The 24889-nt window shown below is 61.9% G+C and carries 21 protein-coding genes, 4 tRNA genes and 1 pseudogene; 6 read left to right on the top strand and 20 right to left on the bottom strand.

The annotated features are described in order from the left end of the window. Positions 1 to 219 precede the first annotated feature (219 nt). A complete protein-coding gene (locus ACWI6D_RS04160) occupies positions 220 to 996 on the top strand; it encodes a hypothetical protein (protein WP_449133751.1) in 777 nt (258 codons plus the stop codon). Between the two features lie 127 nt (positions 997 to 1123). Then, complete coding sequence (locus ACWI6D_RS04155; protein WP_129422955.1) at positions 1124 to 1468, top strand: nitrous oxide-stimulated promoter family protein; 345 nt, start codon at positions 1124 to 1126, stop codon at positions 1466 to 1468. A 144-nt stretch (positions 1469 to 1612) separates the two neighbouring features. Here ACWI6D_RS04155 and ACWI6D_RS04150 read toward each other — a convergent pair whose 3' ends face one another. The 11 genes from ACWI6D_RS04150 to tig form a co-directional block, all read right to left on the bottom strand. Beyond that, the gene (locus ACWI6D_RS04150) at positions 1613 to 2617 is read right to left on the bottom strand and encodes a tyrosine recombinase (RefSeq protein ID WP_449133750.1); all 1005 of its coding nucleotides are present in this window, start codon (positions 2615 to 2617) and stop codon (positions 1613 to 1615) included. Then, positions 2598 to 4016 carry a methylenetetrahydrofolate--tRNA-(uracil(54)-C(5))-methyltransferase (FADH(2)-oxidizing) TrmFO gene (gene trmFO / locus ACWI6D_RS04145; RefSeq protein ID WP_449133749.1) on the bottom strand — a complete coding sequence of 473 codons (1419 nt, stop codon included), beginning with the start codon at positions 4014 to 4016 and terminating at the stop codon, positions 2598 to 2600. The genes ACWI6D_RS04150 and trmFO overlap by 20 nt, the downstream gene beginning before the upstream one ends. 20 nt (positions 4017 to 4036) lie before the next feature. Further along, a complete protein-coding gene (dprA, locus tag ACWI6D_RS04140) occupies positions 4037 to 4990 on the bottom strand; it encodes a DNA-processing protein DprA (protein WP_449133748.1) in 954 nt (317 codons plus the stop codon). After that, the gene (locus tag ACWI6D_RS04135; RefSeq protein WP_449133747.1) at positions 4987 to 6483 is read right to left on the bottom strand and encodes a YifB family Mg chelatase-like AAA ATPase; all 1497 of its coding nucleotides are present in this window, start codon (positions 6481 to 6483) and stop codon (positions 4987 to 4989) included. Before ACWI6D_RS04135 ends, dprA begins: the two co-directional genes overlap by 4 nt. Then, the gene (locus ACWI6D_RS04130; protein WP_449133746.1) at positions 6483 to 7151 is read right to left on the bottom strand and encodes a YraN family protein; all 669 of its coding nucleotides are present in this window, start codon (positions 7149 to 7151) and stop codon (positions 6483 to 6485) included. The genes ACWI6D_RS04135 and ACWI6D_RS04130 overlap by 1 nt, the downstream gene beginning before the upstream one ends. 160 nt (positions 7152 to 7311) lie before the next feature. Further along, entirely contained in the window at positions 7312 to 8091 is a 780-nt protein-coding gene (locus tag ACWI6D_RS04125; RefSeq protein ID WP_417751195.1) for a ribonuclease HII, read from the bottom strand. A 79-nt stretch (positions 8092 to 8170) separates the two neighbouring features. Beyond that, on the bottom strand, positions 8171 to 8518 hold the full coding sequence (rplS, locus tag ACWI6D_RS04120) for a 50S ribosomal protein L19 (protein WP_129422961.1): 348 nt from the start codon (positions 8516 to 8518) through the stop codon (positions 8171 to 8173). A 124-nt stretch (positions 8519 to 8642) separates the two neighbouring features. Beyond that, entirely contained in the window at positions 8643 to 11318 is a 2676-nt protein-coding gene (locus ACWI6D_RS04115; RefSeq protein WP_449133745.1) for a valine--tRNA ligase, read from the bottom strand. Between the two features lies 1 nt (position 11319). Beyond that, entirely contained in the window at positions 11320 to 12663 is a 1344-nt protein-coding gene (clpX, locus tag ACWI6D_RS04110) for an ATP-dependent Clp protease ATP-binding subunit ClpX (RefSeq protein WP_449133744.1), read from the bottom strand. Positions 12664 to 12678: 15 nt separating this feature from the next. After that, a complete protein-coding gene (locus ACWI6D_RS04105; RefSeq protein WP_129422964.1) occupies positions 12679 to 13299 on the bottom strand; it encodes an ATP-dependent Clp protease proteolytic subunit in 621 nt (206 codons plus the stop codon). Positions 13300 to 13478: 179 nt separating this feature from the next. After that, entirely contained in the window at positions 13479 to 14888 is a 1410-nt protein-coding gene (gene tig / locus ACWI6D_RS04100; RefSeq protein WP_449133743.1) for a trigger factor, read from the bottom strand. A gap of 220 nt (positions 14889 to 15108) precedes the next feature. Between tig and ACWI6D_RS04095 the strand changes: the two genes are divergently transcribed. Then, positions 15109 to 15471 carry a hypothetical protein gene (locus ACWI6D_RS04095; RefSeq protein ID WP_129422966.1) on the top strand — a complete coding sequence of 121 codons (363 nt, stop codon included), beginning with the start codon at positions 15109 to 15111 and terminating at the stop codon, positions 15469 to 15471. A gap of 228 nt (positions 15472 to 15699) precedes the next feature. Here the strand turns inward: ACWI6D_RS04095 and sstT are convergent, their stop codons facing one another. The 7 genes from sstT to ACWI6D_RS04060 form a co-directional block, all read right to left on the bottom strand. Further along, complete coding sequence (gene sstT / locus ACWI6D_RS04090; protein ID WP_303251159.1) at positions 15700 to 16938, bottom strand: serine/threonine transporter SstT; 1239 nt, start codon at positions 16936 to 16938, stop codon at positions 15700 to 15702. A 98-nt stretch (positions 16939 to 17036) separates the two neighbouring features. Next, positions 17037 to 17121 (bottom strand) — tRNA-Leu (locus ACWI6D_RS04085). A 157-nt stretch (positions 17122 to 17278) separates the two neighbouring features. Next, complete coding sequence (locus tag ACWI6D_RS04080) at positions 17279 to 18571, bottom strand: NYN domain-containing protein (protein WP_449133742.1); 1293 nt, start codon at positions 18569 to 18571, stop codon at positions 17279 to 17281. A gap of 177 nt (positions 18572 to 18748) precedes the next feature. Then, a tRNA-Lys gene (locus tag ACWI6D_RS04075) sits at positions 18749 to 18824 on the bottom strand. A gap of 41 nt (positions 18825 to 18865) precedes the next feature. Further along, positions 18866 to 18941: transfer RNA gene (locus ACWI6D_RS04070), tRNA-Lys, on the bottom strand. Positions 18942 to 18974: 33 nt separating this feature from the next. Further along, positions 18975 to 19051 (bottom strand) — tRNA-His (locus ACWI6D_RS04065). A gap of 87 nt (positions 19052 to 19138) precedes the next feature. Further along, positions 19139 to 19336: a hypothetical protein gene (locus ACWI6D_RS04060; RefSeq protein WP_449133741.1), complete on the bottom strand. Its 198-nt coding sequence runs from the start codon at positions 19334 to 19336 to the stop codon at positions 19139 to 19141. A 93-nt stretch (positions 19337 to 19429) separates the two neighbouring features. On the opposite strand from ACWI6D_RS04060, the gene ACWI6D_RS04055 reads away from it, so the two are divergent. The 3 genes from ACWI6D_RS04055 to ACWI6D_RS04045 all read left to right on the top strand — a co-directional run bounded on the left by ACWI6D_RS04055 (position 19430) and on the right by ACWI6D_RS04045 (position 22553). After that, a complete protein-coding gene (locus tag ACWI6D_RS04055) occupies positions 19430 to 19975 on the top strand; it encodes a hypothetical protein (RefSeq protein WP_449133740.1) in 546 nt (181 codons plus the stop codon). Then, positions 19972 to 20316 carry a hypothetical protein gene (locus ACWI6D_RS04050; protein WP_449133739.1) on the top strand — a complete coding sequence of 115 codons (345 nt, stop codon included), beginning with the start codon at positions 19972 to 19974 and terminating at the stop codon, positions 20314 to 20316. Before ACWI6D_RS04055 ends, ACWI6D_RS04050 begins: the two co-directional genes overlap by 4 nt. Before the next feature lie 179 nt (positions 20317 to 20495). After that, positions 20496 to 22553 carry a cation:proton antiporter gene (locus ACWI6D_RS04045; RefSeq protein WP_449133738.1) on the top strand — a complete coding sequence of 686 codons (2058 nt, stop codon included), beginning with the start codon at positions 20496 to 20498 and terminating at the stop codon, positions 22551 to 22553. A gap of 62 nt (positions 22554 to 22615) precedes the next feature. Here ACWI6D_RS04045 and argS read toward each other — a convergent pair whose 3' ends face one another. After that, complete coding sequence (gene argS / locus ACWI6D_RS04040) at positions 22616 to 24328, bottom strand: arginine--tRNA ligase (protein WP_449133737.1); 1713 nt, start codon at positions 24326 to 24328, stop codon at positions 22616 to 22618. A 361-nt stretch (positions 24329 to 24689) separates the two neighbouring features. Beyond that, positions 24690 to 24889: pseudogene (locus tag ACWI6D_RS04035) on the bottom strand (carbamate kinase); the annotation flags it as partial.

Genomic DNA, 24889 nt, shown 5'->3' with positions numbered 1-24889 from the left:
AAATACTGGTGGCCAACCGCTTTTAAAAGGTTGCGCCATGAGTCTTGCAATTTCAGGTACGCCAGGCCGTTTCCGACCACGATGTTGAACGCACCGCAGGTATGTCCTGCCTGCTACTCCCCCATGGGCTTTCCGTAGGCTACCATGAGCCGCTTCGGCGGGCAATGCTATACTGATGTACGCACACAAACCATCGACAAGTCATGCAGAAGGGCTCTCATGTCTTTTTTTCAAAAGCACCCCACCGACTATTCCGTTGAGCAGGGCAATATCCGCTACATGGACGGCTCGCGCCTCTCGCGTCCCATCACCATGCCACGAGGCCAACAGATCGTCGCGGCCGTGTTCGTGGTCATCGCCGTGTTCATCGGCCTCCGCCTGGCATCCGATGCCATCGGCGCCGTCAGCGCATCGAACGAGCAGAACCAAGCCAGCGTGGAAGAGAACCTTTCGCGCGCCGTTACGTACGACCTGCCCGTGCTCACGCAGCTGGTTGACCTTGACGACCAAACCATTCTCGACACGTTCACAAACGCCGGCTACACCATCTACAACCAAACGACTAAGGGCACCGGAGGCCTTGACCTGGTCAAGCTGCCCGCCGATGTTACGGTTGCCGATGCCGCCGCCATGTATGCGAAGGGTGTCTCCAGCCTTTCCGCGTCAAACGCCGCGCTGCTGCTCAACGGCAGCTGGTCGCTGTCGATTGACCGCAACGACGGTTTGAACCTCTCGGTGAAGTATGCCGATTTCTCCGCCAGCACCCTTGAGGCCGCTATCGAATCGGCCATCGTGTCGGAGGGCTTCGACCAAACGAACCTGTCAAGTAACGGCGTTGACACCGACGAGGTGGGCAACAAGTTCCAGTCCGGCACCGTCGACATCGACGGCACCACCTACACGTGGCGCGTATCGGCAACGGCGCTTTCCGACAAGTACGACATCAAGGGCTTGCCCGACACCGCCGCATACGTCGGCATTCGCCTGACGGCATAGCGTTTACGCGCGGCTTGACCGCATGCGCAAGCCGAAACGAAACAGCTGTGGAAATGCGCGAGCCGCCCCTTCGAACGGGGCGGCTCGTTTGTTATCCTAGGGATTCTTCTCATCGAAAGGATTTTCCATGCAAGATTCTCCCAGCACGGCAAAGCGGCGCAAGCGCGAGGAAAAAACGGTATCCCAGATGATCGCGCTGTATTGCGCGGGAAACCACGCGGATGCGCCAAAGACGAGTACGGCCGTGTGCGGCGAACCGGTGTGCGCGCAGTGCGCCGAGCTTGACGCCTATGCGGCGCTGCGCACGCAGCGGTGCCGGAAGATGGACGTGAAAACCAGCTGCGATGCATGTGAGAACCACTGCTACAAGCCCGAGATGCGCGAGAAGATCCGCACCGTCATGCGCTACAGCGGCCCGCGCATGCTCGGCAAACACCCCATCGCCGCCATCCGCCACCTTATCGGGAAATAACGCAACGCACGCTCAAGATGCTCGGTGGTTAGCGAGATTCCCCGTCTTGGCTTGCAGGCGCTTCGAAACCCGTCGAAAGCGCCAACGTTCTAGCAAGGCCACATAAATAGCAAGTTGGTAGGCGCCACCGCCTACCCGGATGTTTTACCCGCGCGGATGGGCGCGGCGGTGCTCCGCCCCTAAGCGCTCGGGCGTGGTGTGCGTGTACAGCTGCGTCGTCGAGAGGCTGGCGTGGCCGAGCATCTCCTGCACGCTGCGCAAGTCGGCGCCGCCTGCTAACACATCCGTGGCGAACGTGTGGCGCATGTCGTGCGGCGTGATGGTGGCAGGCAGGCCCGCTGCGCTAAGTGCCTGCTTGAACATCTTGCGCATGGCATCGGTGCCCATTTTGTTTCCCCGCGTAGATACGAAGAAGTACGGGCAGTCCTTGCCCTGCACCAGCTGCGGGCGCCCAAGCAGCGCATACGTGCGCATGCTTGCAAGCGCCAGGTCATGCAGCGGCACGATGCGTTCCTTTCCGCCTTTGCCAAGCACCTTGCACTGTCCGGCTTCGAAATCAACCGCGGTTAGCTCAAGGCCCGACGCCTCGGAAATGCGCGCGCCGCACGCATACAGAAACTCAAGAATAGCCTGATTGCGCATCTCGGAAGGCGTACGCAAATCACGCCCCTCCTCGTCAAGACGCTTCGTGTACACGCTTAACAGCTTCACCATGTCTTCGGGGCGAATATGGCGCGGCAGCCGCTGGGGCTGTTTAGGGCCCGAAAGCGCGCTTGCCGGGTCAACGTCCACGATGCCCTCCACGTTAAGCCACTGAAAAAACGTTCGCAACGCCGAGAGTCGCCGGTTCACGGTACTGCGCGCGTATTGCGCCTGCTCAAGCTGACTGAGATACCGGCGCAGCTGCCGGTGCGTAGGATGCAGGGCGTCGACGCCCATACGCTTCGCCCACGCCGCATAGTCGCCAAGGTCGATGCGATAGGCGCGCAACGTGTTCTCCGAGCTGTTGCGCTCGGCCCGATACGATTCTACGAACCGCTCGATCAGCGCGCCTATCGCCTCATCCGATGCGTCTTTCTGCACGTCAGGCGCATCGCCTTGCAGCGTATCGCCAGCGGCTTCGGCAGCTTTACGCGTCATCGCGCGCATCTCCAGCGCCTTGCGAGGCCCCATCGCCCGCACACGAAAGCAAGCCGCATGCGACCAGCTCTTCGCGATAGCGCGCAAGGGCGGCCAGGCCACGCTCAGCATAGGCGGCGTAGCGCTCGCGCTTGTTGCGGATGCGCTGCGGCAAGGGCTCCATGATGCCGAAGTTCACATGCATAGGCTGATAGTCCACGGTGGCCGGGTCGGTGGCGTACGCTATAAGCGCGCCGAACGCCGTTTGCGCGGGCAGCTTCGGTGCATCGATGCCGCGCAGGCGCGCCGCAACGGAAAACGCCACGTGCAGACCCGAGCGGACGGCTTCGCAGTACCCTTCCGTGCCCGCAAGCTGACCTGCCACGAATACCGGGACTTCCGCGTCAACCGTCGAACGCAGCTGCAGCAGAGGCGTCAGCAGCTGCGGTGCGTTGATGAACGTGTTGCGATGCATGACGCCGTAGCGGGCGAATTCGGCGTTTTCCAAGCCGGGGACCATGCGGAACACGCGCCGCTGCTCGGGAAACGTCAGGTTCGTTTGGAATCCCACCAAGTTGTAGCTTTCGCCATGAGCGTCCTCAGCGCGCAGCTGCAGCGCTGCCCAAGGACGGCGACCCGTTGTCGGGTCGGTAAGACCGACGGGCTTGAGCGTGCCGAAACGCGGCGCATCGGCGCCTTTGCGGGCGATCTCCTCGATAGGCTGACACGCCTGAAACAGATCGCGCGTCTCGAAATCGCGCGCGATGACCCGCTCGGCCGCCACCAGCTCTTCGATGAAACGCTCGTATTCTTCGCGTGTAAACGGCGCGTTCAGATAATCGCCCGCGTCGCCCGAGGCATCCTCGTAGCGGCTTTGGCGGAACAGTTTGCCGCTATCAAACGAATCCGCCATGACGATAGGCGCCGCCGCATCGTAAAACGCCATGTGGTCGACGCCAGTAAGCCGCTGCAGCGAAGCCGCCAGCGCATCGGAGGTAAGCGGCCCGGACGCAAGCACCACCGCATCGCCGCCCTTGCACGCCTGTTCGATCGAACAGACCTCGGCATGCTCGAGCGTGACGTTCGGGTGCGCGGCGATGCGGTCGGTCACCTCGCGCGCGAACGCTTCGCGGTCAACCGCAAGGGCACCGCCCGCCGCCACGGCATGGGCTTGCGCAGCGGCGAACACGTGCGACCCCAGCGCGGCAAGCTCGGCTTTCAGCATGCCGGCCGCGCTATCGGCTTTCATGCTTTTCAGGCTGTTCGAGCACACCAGCTCGGCGCACAGGCCCGTTTTATGCACGCAGGTTTGCTTTTCGGGGCGCATCTCCACCAAATGGACGGCGAACCCGAGGTCGGCAAGCGTCAATGCCGCTTCGCTGCCGGCAAGGCCGGCGCCGACGATAGTGATATGTTTCGTAGTTTCCATAGCGCACAGCATACCAGAAGCTAGGCGCAAGGCCCCCAGCGCCCATCAGGATAACGTGCGAACAGGCCCGCCTTCTCGCCCGCTGCCAAGCGCTCCATCAGCCAGGCGCGCGGCTGCTTTGAGCCGCAATGCTTGCACGCCAGCGAATACAGCTCTTCAAGCCCTAGAGGCTCAGCTGCCAACGCCGCCTCCAAGGGCCCCAACGAGTTGTCGTGCTTCGAGCGGCCCTTGGCAACGTCCGGCCCCGCGCCCTCTTCCGAAAACGTTTCCTGCTTCAGGAACCCGAACAAGCTGAACAGCACGTCGGAGAACGATTCGTCGTCCACAATGGGCGTGGCCCCTTGGTACAGCAGACGGTTTGCCCCGCGCGAATACGGGGACGTGATGGCCCCGGGCACCACCAGCACATCACGATTTGCCGCAAGCGCCTCGTCAGCCGTGGAAAACGTGCCCGACGGCAAACCCGCCTCCACGATAAGCGTGGCACGCGCCAGCCCCGCGATAAGCCGATTGCGCGTCCTGAACTGTTGCGGCAGCGGCGGCGCATCCCAGGGGTGTTCCGACACCACAGCGCCGCCTGCCGCCGCGATGCGCTCGAACAGCCCCGCATGTCGCGCGGGATACGGCATGTCGCAGCCGCCGCCGAGAAACACCACGGTCGGGGCACCTGCGGCAAGCGCCGCCTCATGAGCCGCCGCGTCGCAGCCTTTAGCGCCTCCCGACACGATGGCAACGCCGCGTTCGGCGGCCAAACGCGCAAAGCGGCGCGCCAGCCCAAGCCCATACGGCGTGGCCTTGCGCGCACCCACCACCGCAAGGCCTTCTTGCAACGCGTGCGGGTTTCCTAACACGTACAGCGCCTTCGGCGGCCGCGGAATATCGCGCAACGCCTGCGGAAACAGGGCGTCGCCCGGTCGCAGCACCGTCCGCGCACCTGCCAGCCGATGCGCCGGCACCCCTTGCGAACGCGTCATTGCGCACCTCCTTCCCGAACGCGAAAGCCCACCGCTTCGCAGATGTGGTCATGCCCAACCGCAGGCGCTTGCTCCATGTCGGCGATGGTGCGCGCAAGGGCAAGCGTGCGCATGATGGCGCGCCCGCTCATGTGGCTTTTCGTGGCAAGCGATTCGAAAAAAGCGGCGTCGGCGTCGTTCAAGCAGCAAGCGCGCACCAGCGTTTCAGTAGAAGCGCCGCGCTCGTCAAGGCCGGTGTTCGCCCGCCGCCACGACGAGTATTCACGCGCCACCATCACGCCTTCTCGCAGCTGCGCCGAAGTGGTGCCATGCCCCGTGGCAAGCACCTGGCCGGGATTGATGCGTGCAACATCGATATGCACGTCTATACGATCGAGCACAGGGCCGCCGATGCGGCCCTGGTACGTGCTGATCATGCGCTGCGAACACGTGCAGGCGCGCTGCTTGTCGCCGAAATAGCCGCACGGGCACGGGTTTGCCGCAGCCACCAACATGAACCGCGCAGGGAACCGCACGCTGCCGTCTGCACGCGTCACCACCACCTCGCCCGCTTCCATGGGCTGGCGAATGCCCTGCAGCACCGATGGCGCGAACTCGGGCAGCTCGTCAAGGAACAGCACGCCGTTGTGCGCAAGCGATATGGCGCCCGGCCGCGGCGGCGACCCGCCGCCCACAAGCCCCGCCAAACTAGCGCTGTGATGGGGCGCGCAAAACGGGCGCACGCCGGACAGCTCGGCGGTGACGTCCTCGCCCGCTACCGAATGAATGACGGCCGTCTCAAGCGCTTCCGCACGCGAAAGCGGCGGCAAAATAGATGGCAGGCGCGAAGCCAGCATGGTTTTACCTGACCCCGGAGGCCCCATCATCAGCACGCCGTGCCCGCCCGCAGCGGCAATCTGAAATGCGCGCTTCGCCATATCGTGCCCAGCGATGTCGCGAAAATCCTTCTCGAGCGTCACTTGTTCGCCCGCAGGCATGCGCAGGCGGCCGAACTCGCCTTTTCGCAGGTCGCACAAGCTTTCTACGCAAAGGCGATCAAGGCCTTCCACCTCGCACGCGCCCTCTTCAAGCGCGCTTACCAATGCAAGCCCCATGTGCTTTGCGCACAACGCGTACGCAAGCAAGCCAGGCACCGGGCGCACGGCGCCCTTCAACGACAACTCGCCCGCGAACAGATAGCCATCCGCAATGCGCGGGTTAATCTGAGCCGTTGCGCACAACAGCCCCACCGCAATAGGCAGGTCGAACCCCGAACCGGTTTTGCGCAGCGCGCCGGGCGCCAGGTTCACCACCACCTTGTGGTTCGGCATGGTAAAGCCGCAGGCTCTCAGCGCAGCCCGCACGCGCTCTCGGGACTCCTGCACCGACGCGTCGCCCATGCCAACGATGGAGAAGCCCGGCATACCGGCCGAGATGCACACCTCAACATCCACAGGAACCGCCGACACGCCGCGCAACGTTGCGGCGCGCACCACGCAAGACGACGTAGCCATCACGCCACCCCGAATGCATCGATATGATGACGAATGAGCGCCGTGCCATCTTGCAACAGCACCGACATGACGTCGAACCGGATATTGATGGAGTCGCTGGCATAATGCTGCGTGAACATCTTGGCGATAAGCTCGTACTTTCGGCGTTTACGCTCGTCAACGGCATCGCTTGGCAGGCCCTTTTCAACGCTGGTGCGCGTTTTCACTTCCACAAACACCAGTTCAGGGCCATCGCGCACGATGATGTCGACTTCCCCGGCCTTGCATGACCAGTTGCGCGCCACCACTTCGTAGCCAAGATCTTGCAGAAAACGGGCCGCTAAATGCTCGCCCTCCGCGCCAACAGCTTTGTTCCGCACGCCGATTTTGTTCTGATTCACCGGCTGAACCGCGCGTGCCGTAACGCGAGCAGGCGGTTTCCGTTTCGGCGGATTGTCGCTGCGCGCCGCCTTGACCGCCACACGCTTCGGCGACACCTGACGTCTGACGGGAGTGCGCGCAAAAGCTTCACAGGCCGTTTTCATTTCGCGAACGGTATCACCAGGGGCATGCGGCCCCCTAGACAGCAAAACCGCCGACGATTCGCTGGCCGCATCCCGTTCAAGCATCCGCTCGCAAGTGGTCATAGCTCTCCTTCCCTCAAAGCTTTGACCAACCTTAGCAAGCAAACCTTGCATACCTTATGCAGCAATCAGCGCCCTCGACACGCGAAACCTTGCGCCAATGCGCTCCCCGTGCACGCCGCCAACACTCGGCGAACAGCGGGCAACCTTACGGCGCAGCACGGTGCGAGCGCAGCGCCGTTGCCAAGCAACCGCGACACGCCAGCTAGAACAGCGACTCCTGCGTAAAGGCGTGGCAGAACGACACGCGATGGATGGGACATAACCCCTGCTGCTTGATAGCTTCGATATGCGCCGCGCTTGCATAGCCCTTGTTCGATGCGAAGTCATAGGCTGGAAAGCGTTTCGCGTACTCGCACATAAGGGCATCACGCTCCACCTTCGCCACGATGGACGCAGCCGCAATGGACGCGCACTTGCCATCGCCCTTCACCACGTTGATCTCGCGCGCGTCAAGATGCAACGGGTTGCCATCAAGCAACACCACCTCGGGCTGGACGCCCTGCGCCTCGACGGCGGCGATGGCGCGACAAAACGCCGTGGTCAGCGAAGCCGTCATGCCATGTGCGTCGATGTCGCCCGGCTCGATATACTGCACCGTCCACGTAAGCGCCACTTGCTTCACCTGCTCGGCAATCCGCTCGCGCTCTTCTGGCTTCACCTGCTTCGAGTCGTTCAGGCCCGCAATGCGCGGCTCATCGGGCAGCACAACCGCCCCCACCGCAAGCGGGCCCGCCAGCGGGCCGCGCCCCACCTCGTCAAGCCCCACCACAAGCTTTCCGCCCGCGATATCGGCCTGAAATGCATACATGCCCTCCAAACGCTGCTGCTCGGCTTCCAGTGCCGCAAGGCGCTTGCGCGCCGACTCGACGGCCGCGCGCACGCCTTTGCGCGTATCGGCAATAAGCGAGCGTTCCAACACTGCGAATTCAGCCGCATCGGCTTGCTGCAGCTTTTGTTTGATTTCCGCGACCGTCGGTCCCATGACATACCTTTCCCTAAACGAAAAGAACCCCTCGATCCCGAGGGACGAGGGGTTCTGAAATTGCATTGCCGATGAAGGCTTAGCGGAAGGACTTCTCCTTGATCTTGGCAGCCTTGCCCACCTTGTCGCGCAGGTAGTACAGCTTGGCGCGACGGACATCGCCCTGACGGGTGACTTCAATCTTGTCGATCTTGGGGGAATGCACCGGGAAGGTACGCTCAACGCCAACGGAGAAGCTGATCTTGCGGACGGTGAACGTCTCGCGAACGCCATGGCCGTGACGACGGATGACGTCGCCCTGGAACACCTGGATACGCTCACGGTTACCCTCGGTGATGCGGTAGTGAACCTTCACGTTGTCGCCAACGTGGAATTCGGGAAGATCGGACTTAATCTGCTGCTGCTCGATTGCGCGAATGATATCCATTGCCTGTTCCTTCTTATATGTTCAGTAAAACCTTTACTTGTCACTAGACGCGATTGGACAGTATACCGCCCTGCCCCTTCTCGCGCAAGTGTTTAAGCCGCAAGCCTGCGAAATACTTCGCAAACTATCCAAGTTCTGCAAGCTGAGCCTCGATGCGGGCGAGCTGGTCTTTCGCATCGGCAAGCTTGGCGCGGTCCTTCTCGATGATCTCGGGGGCCGCCTTCGACAAAAAGCCCGGGTTCGAAAGCTTCTTGTCAAGTTTGGTCACCTCGCCGGACAGCTTCTTCTGCTCCTTGGCCAGACGCACGCGCTCGGCCTCGAAGTCGACCATGCCGGTGAGCACGCTGTACACCTCGGCGCCGTCGACGACCACCGCTGCGCTTTCCGCGGGCTTTTCGGCACCGCAGGCCACGGTGAGGTTGCCCACGCGCGCCAGACTAATGATCTGGGCCGACAGCTCGTTGAGCACGTCAATGTTCTCGGCCTGGGCATTCACCACGACGTCGAGCTCCTGCTTGGGGCTGATGCCATAGCGGGCGCGCGTCGAGCGCACCGCGCCCACCACGCCGCACAGCATGCCCACAGCGCGCTCGGCCTCGGGGTTGATCCACGCGGCAAGCGTTTCGGGCTCGGGCCACGCAGCCACCATCAGCGCCGGCTTCTCGTCGGCGGCCTTCGGCAGGTGCTCCCAAATGGCCTCGGTGACAAACGGCATGGCCGGATGCAGCAAGCGCAGGGCGTTGTCCAGCACGAACACGAGGTTGCGCTGCGTTTGCAGGCGCTCTTCGCCCTGCTCGCGCAGGCTGGCCTTGCAGAACTCGATGTACCAGTCGCAGAACTCGTTCCAGAAGAACCCGTGCAGCTCGCGGGCCACTTCGCCGAACTGATACGCGGAGATGCCGTCGGTGACCACCTTCGACAGACGCGCCAGGCGGCTGAAGATCCAGGCATCGGCCTGCGTGCGAGCCACCGGGGTGCCGGGCGTGAAGCCCTCAAGGTTGCCCAGCACGAAGCGGCTGGCGTTCCAGATCTTCGTGACGAACGCGCGCGCCTGCTCGGTGCGCGGGCTGTCGATAAGCTCGTGCGTCTTCTTGTCGATGTTCGCGTCGAAGCGCACGTCCTGGTTGTTCGTGACGAGCGTCAGCAGGTTGAAGCGCATGGCGTCGGCGCCGTACTTGGCGATAAGGTCCATGGGATTGACGCCGTTGCCCTTCGACTTCGACATGCGCGTGCCGTCTTTCGCCAGGATGGTAGCGTAGATGACCACGTCGTGGAACGGAATCTCATCCAGAAAGTACGTCGATGCCATGATCATGCGGGCAACCCACAGCGCGATGATGTCGCGCGCGGTCACCAACGCCGTGGTGGGATGATGGCCTTCAAGCAGCTCGGGCTTGTCGGGCCAACCCTGCGTGGCGAACGTCCACAGCTGGCTTGAGAACCACGTGTCCAGTACGTCCTCGTCCTGGTGCACGTGATGGCCGCCGCACTTCGGGCACACGTCGGTGTCCTCCATAAGGGCGTCTTCCCAACCGCAGTCCTCGCAATAGAACACCGGGATGCGGTGGCCCCACCACAGCTGGCGGGAGATGCACCAGTCTTTCAGGTTTTCCATCCACGTGAGGTAGGACTGCGTCCAGCGCTCGGGGTGAAACGTGATCTTGCCGGACGTGACGGCCTCGGTGGCCGGGCCCTTCAGCTTGTCCACGGCAACGAACCACTGCTCGGACAGCCACGGCTCCAGCGTGGAGTCGCAGCGGTAGCAGTGCATGACCGAATGGTGATGGTCCTCGATGTGGTCGAGCAGCCCGTGCTCCTCGAACCACGCCACCACGGCTTCGCGGCACTCGTCGCGGCTCATGCCGCTGAACTGGCCGTAGCCTTCCACCACGTGCGCCGTCTCGTCGAAGATGTTGATCTTCTCAAGGCCGTGGCGCTCGCCCATGGCGAAATCGTTCGGGTCGTGCGCAGGCGTGACCTTCACGAAGCCCGAGCCGAAGCCGGCGTCGACGTAGAAGTCGGAGAAGATGGGAATCTCGCGGTCGACGATGGGCAGCTTCACCTTCGCGCCGACGAACTCGTCCTTGTCGTGGTCCTTCGGAGACACGGCCACGCCGGTGTCGCCAAGCATGGTTTCAGGACGCGTGGTGGCCACCACGATGTAGTCCTGCCCGTCGACGGGCTCGACCAGCGGGTAGCGCAGGTGCCACAGATGGCCGTCTTCTTCCTTGTATTCGGCCTCGTCGTCGGCAATGGCCGTGGTGCAGTGCGGGCACCAGTTCACGATACGCTTGCCGCGGTAGATGAGGTCGTCATGGTACCAGTCGCAGAACACCTTGCGCACGGCCTTGGCGTAATCCTCGTCCATGGTGAAGTGCGGGTCGGAGAAATCCACGGAGCAGCCCATGCGCTTGACCTGCTCGACGATGTGCCCGCCGTATTCGTGCGTCCAATCCCAGCATGCGTCGATGAACTTCTCGCGGCCGATTTCGCGGCGCGAGATGCCCTCGGCGGCCAGCTTCTTGTCCACCTTCGTTTGCGTGGCGATGCCCGCATGGTCGGTGCCCAGAATCCAGCGCGTGGAGATGCCGCGCATGCGGTTGAAGCGAACGAACGTGTCCTGGATGGTATCGTCCATGGCATGGCCCATGTGCAGCACGCCCGTGACGTTCGGCGGCGGGATGGTGACCGTGCAGTCGCCCACGCCCGGGTTGCGGCGGTAATAGTCGCCCGTCAGCCACTTGTCGAGCATGGACTGCTCGATGGCCGCGGTATCGTAGGTTTTCGGCATTTCTTCCATGTTAAGCGCTCATCTCCGGTTGCTCGGGAACGGAAACGATCTCAGGGGTGGTCTCCCCCGCGATATCGGTGGCGCGAACCACCACGCGCGAAGCACCATCGTGCTCCGGCAGGTCGTACATGACATCCTGCAGCACGCGCTCGCAGATGCTGCGCAGGCCGCGGGCGCCCGTGCCGTGCTCGACGGCCTCGTGTGCGATGGCCTGCAGCGCCTCGGGCGTGAACTGAAGCTCGGACTCCTCGAACTCGAACATGCGCCGGTACTGCTTGATCAGCGCGTTTTTCGGCTCGGTGAGAATGCGAACAAGGTCTTCCTCCGAAAGCTCGGACAGGCTGGTGATAACCGGGATGCGGCCCACGAACTCGGGGATCATGCCGAACTTGTTCAGGTCCTCGGGAAGCACCTGCGCCAAAAGCGCGGCGTCGGCGTGCTTCTTCGATTCGGGCATGTCGGCGTTGAAGCCCAGGCCGGACTTGCCCACGCGCTCGGCGATGATGTCGGCCAAGCCCACGAACGCGCCGCCCAAGATGAACAGGATGTTCGTGGTGTCGATGTGGATAAGCTCCTGCTGCGGGTGCTTGCGGCCGCCCTGCGGCGGCACGGAAGCCTCCGTGCCTTCGACGATTTTCAGCAGCGACTGCTGCACGCCCTCGCCCGAAACATCGCGCGTGATGGACAGGTTTTCCGCCTTGCGCGCGATCTTGTCGATCTCGTCGATGTAGATGATGCCGATCTCGGCGCGCTCGATGTTGAAATCGGCGGCCGTGATGAGCTTCAGCAGGATGTTCTCAACGTCTTCGCCCACATAGCCCGCTTCGGTAAGCGTGGTGGCGTCGGCGATGGCAAACGGCACCTGCAGCGTGCGGGCAAGCGTCTGCGCAAGCAGCGTTTTGCCCGAACCGGTGGGGCCCAGCAGCATGATGTTCGACTTCGAAAGCTCAACGTCGCCTTCCTTGGCCGACTCACCCAGGCTGATGCGCTTGTAGTGGTTGTACACGGCCACGGAAAGCGCGCGCTTGGCCGCCTCCTGGCCCACCACGTGCTCGGAAAGCTCGGCATACAGCTCGTGCGGCGTGGGAAGCTGCGAAAGCACCATCTCGGGGGAAGGCTCGCCCTGCTCCATCTGCGCCACAACCGGCTCGGCCTGCTGCGGGGCGCCCGGCGCCTGCAGCCCCAAGTCGCGCATCATGGCGTCGGCGCACACGGAGATGCACTCGTCGCAGATATAGATGCCGTTCGGGCCGGAAATCATGGCCGCCACCTGGTGCGGATGCTTGCCGCAGAAGGCGCAGACGATATCTTTCGTGCCTTTACCGGCGAATTGATCGTCGTGTCTATCGTTCATGTTCTCTAACGGTTCCTATTCCGCTTTGGCCATGGCGGCGCGAGACGTGACGATGCGGTCGACCAGGCCGTACTCAAGGGCCTGCTCAGCCGTCATGTAGTTGTCGCGCTCGGTGTCGCGCTGGATGGTCTCAAGGGACTGGCCGGTGTTGTCGGCAAGAATCTTGTTGAGGCGCTGACGCGTCTTAAGCATGAAGTCGGCAACGATGGCGATTTCGGTTTGCTGGCCCTGAGCACCGCCGGAGGGCTGATGGATGAGCACCATGGAGTTCGGCAGGCACAGACGCTTGCCCTTCGCGCCGTTAGAAAGCAGCACGGCGGCCATAGAAGCGCACTCGCCCAGGCAGATGGTGGACACGTCGCACTTGATGAAGTTCATGGTGTCCAGAATGCCCAGACCAGCCGTCACGCTGCCTCCGGGAGAGTTGATGTACAGGCTGATGTCCTTTTCGGGATCGGCGGACTCCAGGTGCAGCAGCTGCGCCACCACAGAGTTGGCAACCTGGTCGTCGATCTGCTCGCCCAGGAAGATGATGCGCTCGTTGAGCAAGCGCGAATAGATGTCGTAGCTGCGCTCGCCGCGCGGGGATTGCTCCACCACGTACGGAATCAGAGCAGAATTCGGGTTCAAGCTCATGTATGCCTCGCTTCTCTAGTAAGGCCGCAGCGCGGCCTATCGGTTTCATTGCTATGGTGCGGCATTCGGGCCGCGCGCGCAAGCAAAACGACGCGTTCACGGAGTAACCACAAGCCCGCCCAGGCATACGCGCGCTTGCACGTCGCCTGGGCGGGCCGGATGTCGATCTAGCTTATACGCTATTCGGCGTCGGTTGCCTCGGCGGCAGCCTCTTCCTTCTTAGCGGACTTCTTGGAAGCCTTCTTCTCGGACTTCTTCTCGTCCTTCGCCTCGGGCTTGGCTTCGGAAACCTTGGCCTTGTCCATGAGGTCCTTCACAGCCTTCGTGCGCAGCACGCCCTCGCGGATCATGTACAGCTGGCCAGCCTGACGCCACTCGGCCTCAAGCTTCTTCGGGTCTTCCACACCGGCGGCAGCGAACTCGTTCGCGACGTCCTCGTCGGTGACCTCGATGCCATAGTGGCGAGCCCATGCGTCAAGCGCCAGATCTTGCTTAGCAGTGTCGGTGGCCTGCTTCTCAAGATCTTCCTTGAACGTCTCGGAGTTCATGCCGAGCATGTTCAGGTAGGCATCGAAAGACATGGCGGAAGCCTGCAGCTGCTGGAACAGCTCCTGGGCCAGGTTGCGGCGGGCGGTTTCGACCAAAGCCGCAGGCGGCTCGATGTCAACGCGCTCAGCCAGAGCATTCAGGCACGCGCGTTCCTTCACGCCGGGAGCCATTGCCTGCTTCTGAGCGGTGATGCCCTCGGCAATGTTGTTGCGTAAGTCGGCGACGGTCTCAAAGTTGAACTTCGCCTTGACCCACTCGTCGGTGACTTCGGGCAGCACGCGCTTGCGAACAGCCTTGACCTCAACGTCGAAGTTCAGCTTCTTGTGCTCATCGGCCACGACGCGCAGCAGCTCAGCGGGCTTGTCGCCGATCTCCAGCTCGAACTGAGCGCTCTGGCCCTTCTTCAGGCCAAGCAGCTTCTCGTCGAACTCGGCCGGCAGGATGCCGGAGCCCATCATGTACGGGCGCTCTTCGGTGGTCAGAGACTCGATGACGTTGTCGTTGTCATCGGTGACCTTCATGGCGATGTTCAGCTCGGAGTCGACCTTGACCTTCGTGTTGGCCGGAGCGTCCTTCATGTCGGCGTAGTGTTCGCGGAAGTTCTCCACCTGAGCGTCGACGTCCTCTTCCGTGGCGGTTTCGGCCGGCAGCTCGACCTCGACGTTGTCGTAGTTGGACAGCTCGACCTCGGGCTTCACCTCGATGGTGAAGGAGAACTCATAGTCCTTGCCACCCTCGACCAGGCCGGGAGCCTCGGGGAATTCCGGGCGCGGGTTGACGGGATACAGCTTGTTGTCGTCGATTGCCAGCGGCACGGAGCTGTTCACAGCTTCGTCGGTGACAGCAGCGCGGACGGCGTCCTTGCCCAAGGCATTGTCGATAATCGGGCGCGGGGCCTTGCCCTTGCGGAACCCGGGGAACTGGTACTTGTTGGCATATTCCTTGTACGTCTTCTTGATGCGCGCATCGATATCCGCAGCTTCAAGGGTGACGGTAACCTTCACGCGGTTATCCTCAAGAGCCTCTACTTTAGTTTCCACGTAGCTATCCTCCATCGTTACTTACTCACAGGTGCGATAGCGCACCGACCTGACATTATGGCACATTAGCCGGCTTCAGAAAAGCAAACGCGGCAGGTTCACGAACGTACCACGACAAAACGGTACGCCGCCCGCCACATTCACCTACCAAAACGAACCTGTTCAGGGTATCATAATGTGCATACGTAAACGCACATCAAACGCACCAGAGGACAGCAACATGGCTTCCATTGAACTGAACATCCTTCAAGAACGCGAACTCGGCCGCCTGCTTGACTACGAACGTGCTACGTGCACCGTCGACGGCGAGCTGGTGTACCGCTGCGCATTCCCGCTGCGTCCCGACGACGACCTGCAGCGCGAGCTTATCGAACGCGGCGCGCTGGCCAAGCGCCCCGACGACCGTCGCGGCACCGTGGTGGCCATCACCACCGACGGCTACTCGTACTTCCCCGCCAAGCGTCGCGCCCAGGAAGAGCGCAACCGCGCGAAAACGCACGACACGCGTCTGGTAGCGTTGTCGGCATGTTTTGCGGCCGCATGCGTCATCGTCGGCTTTCTGCTCGGCCGCTTCGTCAGCTAGCGAACGCGCCCGGAGATATTTCCGGTTTGTGGAGCAGCGCCAGCAGTCGCAAACGCGCGACAGTTCACTCGCAACGCCAGCAGCCCTCGCTTGCACCTGAGACGGTCAAGCGAGGGCTGCTGGCGTTTTCGCGCACATGCGTCCCACGATACTCCCGATATCCCCCAACATCAAAAAGGCCGCGCCCACAGGGCACGGCCTTTCGCCAATCAATGAATGTCGAGGCTGTTACGCATCGGCGCCGGGCTTGAAGTCGCGGCCTTCCTTGCGCCACTGCATGTACTCGGCAGAAGCGGCGAACAGCACGTCGGTGGAAGAGTTGATAGCGGTTTCCACGGAGTCCTGGATAACGCCGATCACGAAGCCGATGCCGACGACCTGCATGGCAACATCGTTGCCGATGCCGAACAGGCTGCACGCCAGCGGGATGAGCAGCAGGCTGCCGCCGGCAACGCCGGAGGCGCCGCAAGCAGAAACAGCGGACAGCGCGCCCAGGATGACGGCCGTGCCAAAGCCAACTTCAACGCCCATGGTATGGGCGGCCATCATGGCCATAAGCGAGATGGTAACGGCCGCGCCGCCCATGTTGATGGTAGCGCCAAGCGGGATGGACACGGAATAGTTGTCCTTGTTCAGGCCCAGGTTCTTGCACAGTTCCATGTTCACGGGGATGTTAGCCGCAGAGCTGCGGGTAAAAAACGCCGTGACGCCGGAATCTTTGATGCAGCGCCACACCAGCGGGAACGGGTTCTTGCGGAAGCAGATGAACGCCAGAATGGGGTTCGTGACGAACGCGACCGCGGCCATGGACGCCAGCAGCACCACCAGCAGCATGCCGTACTCGGTGAAGATTTCCAGGCCGTTCGTGCCCACCGACGTGTACACCAAGCCCAGGATGCCGAACGGAGCCAGGGAGATGATCCAGCGCACAACCTGCGACACGGCGTCGGAGATGGCGGAGAACACGTCCTTCACGCCGTCCTTCGCATGGCGAAGAGCAATGCCCAGCAAGATAGCCCAAGCCAAAATGCCCAGGTAGTTGGCGTTCGTCAGGGCATCGACGGGGTTCGAAGCGATGGACAGCACCAGCTTCGTGAGCACCGATCCGATGTCGGAAGGGGCAGCGGAGGTGTCTTGAGCCGCGGCCAGCGTCAGGTCAACCGGGAACAGCGAGCTCATAAGCACGGCCACGAACGCCGCGATGAACGTTGCCGCCAGGTACAGGACGACGACCACCTTCATGGCGCCGGCGCCCTTGGCGTTAGCCAGCGCGCTGATGACCAAGAAGAACACGAGGATGGGCGCCACGCCCTTCAAAGCCGACACGAACAGCGTGCCGAACATCTCAAGCACGTCGTTGCCAGGCCACACCACGCCCAAGATGGCGCCGATGATAAGGCCCACCAAGATGCGCTTGATCAGGCTGATGGAGTTCCACTTCCGCCCGATCGCTTTCAAAGTTTCCATTCCCAACGTTCCTTTCCGCCCGCCGCCTTGCTCGAAGGCTTTGCAGGCTTCTGAAAAACATCTGGGGGGAGTATGCATGCGTGCATACTCCCCCCAGATGGTGCGGGCGAAAGGACTTGAACCTTCACGAGTTTCCCCACCAGAACCTAAATCTGGCGCGTCTGCCAATTCCGCCACGCCCGCACGCGGTCTAACGCGCGAGTTGCGCCCGCCAATCATAGCAAAAGGAGCGCGCCCGGCGAAGCATTGATTCCGCCAGAAAAGCCGTTAACGGTCGATTTAATCGTTTGGAAACAAAACGCGATACGCTATCGAGACGATTCGGGGCGAGGCGGCCAGGTTATTCCTCAAGCGTGGCGAAATAAACGTTACCGCGCTTTTCGACTTTGATGTCCCCCAGCGATGCCACGAACTGGCGCATTTGCGAGAAACCGTGATCGCGCACCTTGAAGTCCTTGAACGTTGCGCGCACCCGCTTCGTCAGCTCGGCCACGCTAACGCCTTCGGCGCCTGCGTCACGCACCGCATCGAACACGACAGATTCGGGCGTTTGCGCGGGCTCGGCTTGCGCAGGCTCGATTGATGCGGGGGCGTCTTGCAGCTCAGGAGCATCTTGCGCCGGGGCTATTTGCGCACGCGAGGTTGTAGCAAGCTCAGCTTCACCGTCGGGCGCATCCTGTTCCGCGGCTGCAGCCTCAGAAGCCACGCCTTGATCGACCGCGGCCTGCTGGTCCTGTTCGGGAGTTTCCGCAGCAGCGGACTTCGCGCGACCTCGGCGAGAACGACCGCGACGCGAGCGCTTCGGCTTCTCGTTCTCTTGTTTCTCGGCAGTATCCTGTTGGGGGTTCGCCTTGCCGTCAGCCGTATCAGCCACTTCGGCGCCAACCGATACCACCTCGGTAAGCTCCACCATAACGCTGGAACCGTCTTTGATGACCTGCACGCTGGCGAACTCCCCCAGCAGCTTCGTAAGCTGGTTCGTGCCGTAGCTGCGCACGTCGAAATCGGGATAGCGCTTCAGCAGGCGGCTTCCCACCTCGCCAAGACCCGTGGCCTTGCCGTTGTTCTGGTTGTCGGTGACGATGTCCACGACGGCGCGCTCGATCTGCTCGACCGCCGGGCCGCTTCCCTGCCCCGCTCCGGCGGCTTGCCCGCGATGGCCGCGGCGGCCGGACTGCTTGCCGTCTTCGCCCACCAGCAGCTCAAGCGTGGTGAAGATGTCGCACGCCTTGCGAAACGGCGTGGGCGTTTTCTTCTCCCCCATGCCGATGACCGTCAGGCCGCTTTCGCGGATGCGGCTGGCCAGGCGCGTGAAGTCGCTGTCGCTCGACACGATGCAGAAGCCCTCGACGGAGTTCGTGTACATGATGTCCATGGCGTCGATGATCATGGCCGAGTCGGTGGCGTTTTTGCCGGTGGTATAGCTGAACTGCTGGATGGGCGTGATGGAATTCTCCAGCAGGGCGTCCTTCCATTTCGCGTGAAGCGTGCTAGTCCAGTCGCCGTAGATGCGCTTGTACGTGATGGTGCCGTACTTCGACAGCTCGTCGGTGATGGGCTTGATGTATTTCGCCGACACGTTGTCTGCATCGATGATAAGCGCGAACCGCTTTTCGGACGGTTTGGAATCCATGTGATGCTCCTTATATGATTGGTGCTCGAATGCGAGCGAATGGTTTCTTGACATATTACGCCAGAAACGCCGCAGACAGAAAAGCACCGCAAATGAGGGCGAGATGGCGAATGCGGGTAGCCGTGAATTTTTAGCAAAAAGAAAAAAGCCCTCATTCCTGAAGGCTTTGCATTCACGTGGTGGACCGTCGGGGACTCGAACCCCGGACCTTGGGATTAAGAGTCCCCTGCTCTACCAACTAAGCTAACGGTCCAAAGAAAAGATATGTGAAGGTTCGACAAGCTATGTTTTAAATGGTGGACCGTCGGGGACTCGAACCCCGGACCTTGGGATTAAGAGTCCCCTGCTCTACCAACTAAGCTAACGGTCCAAAGTAAACAAACATCTTGTCAATCTCGCGCGCTGGGGTGGGTGAAGGGATTCGAACCCTCGACCTCCAGAGCCACAATCTGGCGCCCTAACCAACTAGGCCACACCCACCAAGGCGCGAGTAAGTATTATACGCACTTCCCAGATACGCGCAACCCCCTTTTTGAAACTTTTTTCGCCAATGCGAAAACTCGGCCGCTACTCGCGAGTGAAACGCCGGGCGAACAGGTACGTGATGGCGAAGTACGCGCCGTAGACCACCAGGAAGCACGCCGCCACGAACGCCGCGGTTGCGCCGATCTCGAAGCGGCCGAACACCTCCACCACGTCGGCCACCACGTACATCGCGCACGCCGAATGGGCAACGGCCAACAACAGCGGAAGCAGGAAGTACACGAGCACTTGCAGTCAAGCGATGCGGCATAGCTTATATAAGGGTTTGCTTCCTCGTCCATCGCATAGACGCCGGACAGATACGATGTCACGCTCATGCCATACGGCGTACCTTTCGACAGCGAAGATTCGGTGGCGTCGCGCAGGCCCAAACCGCTGCACACGCTGGTAAGCGCCAGGAACAACACCATGCACACCACGGTCAGCGAGGCGAACGCCGTGTTCACGCGGCTGGCCAGCTGCTGCACCGTGAACGGCGCCAAGCCGCGCAGGTACAGCGAGGGAATGAGCTTCGCCATGCGCACAAGGAATCCCGACAAGCTGAAGAAGAACAGCGCCGTGCCGGCGCACACCAGCACCACCGACGCTGTGAACTGGGGCGACAGATCCATAAGGCCGTTGTCCACCAGCAGCTTGTACGCAATGCCCATCATGACCAGCGATGCGGCGAACAGGGCAAGCGAGACGGGAATGGAGCGCAGCTTCTGCACCTCGACGCGCCTTGAGGCCTGCATAAGATCGATGAGCCTCGTGCGGGAAACGGTGCGCACGTTCAGCGCCGCAGCAAGAGCGAAGATGGCGCCAAATACGCACACGGTTTGCAGAAGCGAGCGCGCCGAGAACACGAACGCCAGGACATGATGGCCATCGCCCATTACAACAGCTTGGACCGCTTCCCCACGTGGATGTGGATTCGCGACGACGGCTACACGCTTGTTTTGGGCGCGCCTGACGACTCGTACGTGTTCTACACGCTGCAGTTCCCCATCGATCGGTTGCTGGCCTACCCGCTGTACGTGTTGGCCGTGCTGTTCGTGGACGCGCTCATCCTGTTCTGCATGTACGCCGTGGCGCGCAGGCGTGCGCAGCGGGCGGTCAAGCCCGTCACCGAAGCGCTGGACGCGCTGTCGCGCGGGCAGTCGGCCGAGGTGACGTTGGGAGGCGACCTGGCGCCACCAAGAGGGACGCCGGAGGCAGGATGAGCGCGTTCAACAAGCGCTGCAACCTGCTTTTTACCATAGGGCTATCCGCCCGTTTTCGCGCCGTTCCCCATCAGTGAATTTTGAGCAAATGCTCAAAATTCACTGACCGTTAATCCGCTGAAGTCGACCGTTCGGATACAATAAAGGGCAATTCCACTTGCAAAAGGAGATGCTCGGCTATGGAGACATTCCTGCTGATATTGCTTATGCTGGCCGCCGTGCTTGCGTCGTCGGTTATCGACCAGCTTGTGCCGAAGGTGTCTTCCCCGCTTATCCAGATTGGATTGGGCCTGGTCATCACCGTGGTTGCAGGCCATCAAATCGACCTGCTGTTCGATCAATCCGAGCTGTTCTTGGTGCTGTTCATCGCACCGCTTCTGTTCCACGAGGCGAAAGAAGCCAACAAAACGGAACTATGGCGCAACCGCCATTCCATCTTGTCGCTGGCCATCGGCCTGGTGCTGGCCATCATCGTGGGCGTTGGCTTCTTCGTGCACGCCATCGTGCCGTCCATCTCGCTTGCCGCCGCGCTGGCGCTAGGCGCCGCGCTTGGCCCCACCGACCCCATCGCCGTGTCCGCCGCCTCGAAAGACGCCGACATCAGCCCGCGCTGCAAGGCGCTGCTGAAAGGCGAATCGCTTATCAACGACGCCTCGGGCATCGTGGCGTTCCAGTTCGCCATCGCCGCCGCCATGACAGGCGCGTTCTCCCCCGCCAAAGCCATTGGCGAGTTCTTCATCGAATTCGTCGGCGGCATCGCGTTCGGTTTGATCCTTGGCATCATCGGCAACCTGATCGTGCGCCTGGTGCGCTCGTGGGGTCTGGAAAACACGACGTTTCACGTGCTGTTCGAGGTGTTCACGCCGTTCATCGTGTTTTTGGCTGCCGACCAGCTTGGCGGCAGCGGCATCCTTGCCGTGGTTGCCGCCGGCCTGGTGAACGTCATTGCGCCGCGCACGGCCGGGCCGAACGTATCGCGCCTGAACATCGTGTCCACCAGCGTGTGGCGCGTCATCTCGTTCACGCTTAACGGCATCGTGTTCGTGCTGCTGGGCACGCAGCTGCCGCGCGCCATGGAAACCACGTGGAACAACGTGACCATACCGAACTGGAAGCTGCTGCTGTACGTGGTGGCCATAACGGCCATCCTCATTGCCGTGCGCTTCGTATGGGTGCTTATCATGGAGCGCATCCACCACCGGCACGTGGCCCAGCGCAAGGAAAAAGCGGCGAAAGAAACGCACTCCATCCCCGAGCCGCGCAAGACGCTGGCGCACGACATCCGCTCCGCCGCTATCATGACGTTAGGCGGCCCGAAAGGCACCGTCACGCTTGCCGTGATCTTGACGATTCCGCAAGCCATCGCGCAGCGGCAGCTCATCATGTTTCTTGCCTGCGGCGTTATCGTCATGACGCTGCTGTTAGCCACGTTCGTGGTGCCCATCTTGGCGCCGCAGAAGCAGCGCGTCAACGACGAGCAGCGCCAACGCGACACCGAAGCGAACCTTAAGGTGCTGCGCGTGGTTATCGAAGAGCTGTCAGGCCGTCAAACGCCCGAGAACCGCGCCGCCACGCAGATTGTCATCCGGCAGTACAACGATCGCATTGGGCGCGTGAAGGAGCTCAACGGCATCGAAGACGAACCGAACACGAAGCTGCGCTTGAAAACGCTGGCCTGGGAGCGCACGTACGTGCAACAGCTAGTGGACGACGAGCGCGTCGACCGCTACGTAGGCTACCAATACCTGGCGCGCCTTGCCCGCATGGAAGAGCTGATCTTGCACCAGCGCTCGCTGCGCGCCAAGATTCGCCAGCATTGGATTCGCTGGCGCACGTTCGGAAGGCGAAGCCTGCACGAGATCATCCACAAGGTGCCCGGCGCCGAACTGAGCGAGAATGCCCAGGCCACGCGCCAGCTGCAAATTAAATGCTACGAGCACGTGATCAGCAAGTTGCATGAGGAGATGGCCGGCGATTCGTCCGCAAACGCCGAGGACATCTCGAAGCTGCTCATCGAGTACCAGCGCCTTTTGCGCACGCTGCGCGCCGCAGCCCCCTCCATCACCACGTTCACGAAGACGAAGGACAAAACCACCGACATCGAACGCATGGCGCTTGAGATCGAGCTTGAGCAGATTGGGACGCGCTACGACGACGGCGAGCTTTCCCGCGCTGCCGCCAAACGCTTGCGCGAGAACGTAAACCTCATGCAAATGGACCTTGAGGATAAGGTATAGAGAACGAAAACGGCCGCCCCTGTTGGGCGGCCGTTTTCGTTAGCAGTTACTTGTTCGCCAGGTTACATGCGCTCGGGCGCGGACACGCCGATGAGGCTGAGCGTCAGTGCCAGCACGGTGCGGGCGGCGTCGGCCAGGGCCAGACGCGCGTTCTGCACGGCGGGCTCTTCGCCGATGATATGGCAGTTCGTATAGAACTGGTGGAACAGGCCGGCCAGCTCCTGCGCATAGTGCGTCAGGCGGAACGGGGCGCGGTCGCGCGCGGCCAGGGCCACCAGCTCGCCAAAGTCGTCCATCTTGCGCATGAGCGCGATTTCGGACTCATGCGTGAGCGGGGAAAGATCGACGTCGGCCGGGATGACCTTCGCAACCAGCTCGTCGGCGGACAGGTCCTCGGCGCCTTCACCAGCGGCCTTGCGCAGCACCGAGCAGATGCGCGCGTGGGCGTACTGCACGTAGTACACCGGGTTGGAGTTGTCTTTCTTCTTCGCAACCTCGATATCGAAGTCGATGGGCTGGTCGGAAGAACGGGACAGCATGAGGAAGCGCGTTGCGTCAACGCCCACCTCGTCGATGAGCTCGGCGAACGTGACCATCTCGCCCGTACGCTTCGACATACGCACGGCCTCACCGTCGCGGAACAGGTTCACCAACTGGCCAAGCACAACCTCGAGCGCGCCCGGGTAGCCCCATGCAGCAAGCATGGCCTCGCAGCGCTTGATGTAGCCGTGGTGATCGGCGCCCCACAGGTCGATGAGGTGCTCGAAGCCGCGCTGCATCTTGTTGTAGTGATACGCTACGTCGGACATAAAGTACGTGTACTCGCCGTTTTCCTTCAGCAGCACGCGGTCCTTGTCGTCGCCGAAATCCGTGGAGCGGAACCACGTGGCGCCGTCCTTCTCATACAGGTAGCCCTTCTCGTTCATGACGGCCAGCGAACGGGTGACGGCAGACTCGCCGGACTCGTCGGGCACGTACAGGCTGCGCTCGCTGAACCACGTGTCGAACGTGGTACCGAAGTTCGTCAGCGTGTTGCGCGCCAGGTCAAGCATCTCTTTATACGCGATCTCGCGGAAAGCGGCCATGCGCTCTTCGTCGCTGACGCTCTCCCACTTGTTGCCGTCGCGGTCGATGATGTTCTGGGCGATATCCTTCACATAGCCGCCGCCATAGCACTTCTCAGGCATCTCGACGTCATGGCCGAGCAGCTGCATGTAACGAACGGAAACAGAGTTGCCGAACACGTCCATCTGCACACCATGGTCATTGATGTAGTATTCCTCGGACACTTCGTAGCCAGCGTGGCGCATGACGCGCGCCATGGCATCGCCGAGCGTGGCCCAGCGGCCGTGACCCACATGCATGGGGCCCGTGGGGTTGGCGGACACGTATTCCAGGTTGATCTTGTGGGGAGTGCCCTCGGGCAGCGTGCCCTTGCCGAAATCGCTACGTTGCTCACGCACACGGGCAGCAACGGCCTGAAACGCCGAAGGGGCCAGCTTGATGTTGATGAAGCCCGGGCCGGCAATGTCGGTGGAGGCGATCATGGTGTTCTCGGGCAGGTGGTCGACGATGATCTGGGCGATATCGCGCGGAGCCTTGTGCGCAAGCTTTGCGCTGCGCATGGCCAAGGTAGAGGCCCAGTCGCCGTTGGACAGGTCGCGAGGACGCTCGAGCGCAGGAGCAGGACGCTCGGCCAGCTCCAGCGAACCGTCTTCGCAAGCCGCGGCGATGGAAGCCGCAAAAAGGTTTTCAAGTTCTTCGCGTATTTGCATAGTGCTAAATCTTCCTTAAGCTTGCTCTGAATACATATAGTTTGGCATCATACCATGTTTTTCCGGATTGGCCCCGCCTGCACCCCTCAAGGCAACAGGGTCAACAAAACCGCAAAGCTCCCCAACTGATAGCTGGGGAGCTTGCAGTGTCCGCGCGAGAGCAAACGCGTGGACAAGGGCTTAGGAGGTGCGGCAGGGCATGCGCACGCACTGCCGCGAATAATCAGGGGTCCCGCGGCCGAGAAGGGCCGCGGGAGATTCGCATCTGCGAGAGGGGTCTGTCGCAGATGCGTATGCGCACAAAGGCGATGGTTAGGGGGTCGCCTTTTGCGCAGGACGTATCACAAGCGCAAGTGTTCGCTTACGCGGTGATGACGGTGCCCGTCTTGCCCTCCAGGCCGGCGGCGGCGCACTCGAGCGAGGTGATGAGGGCCTTACCCTGCGGGTATGCCTCGACGTACTCGATGCAGGCCTCGACCTTGGGGAGCATCGAGCCGGGGGCGAACTGGCCCTCCTCGATGTACTTGCGGGCCTCGGCGACCGTCATGGAGGAAAGCTCCT

The organism is Senegalimassilia sp. (assembly GCF_977052095.1).
Note: the sequence above shows the minus strand (reverse complement) of the source record. Positions and strands in the feature narration are given on the sequence as shown.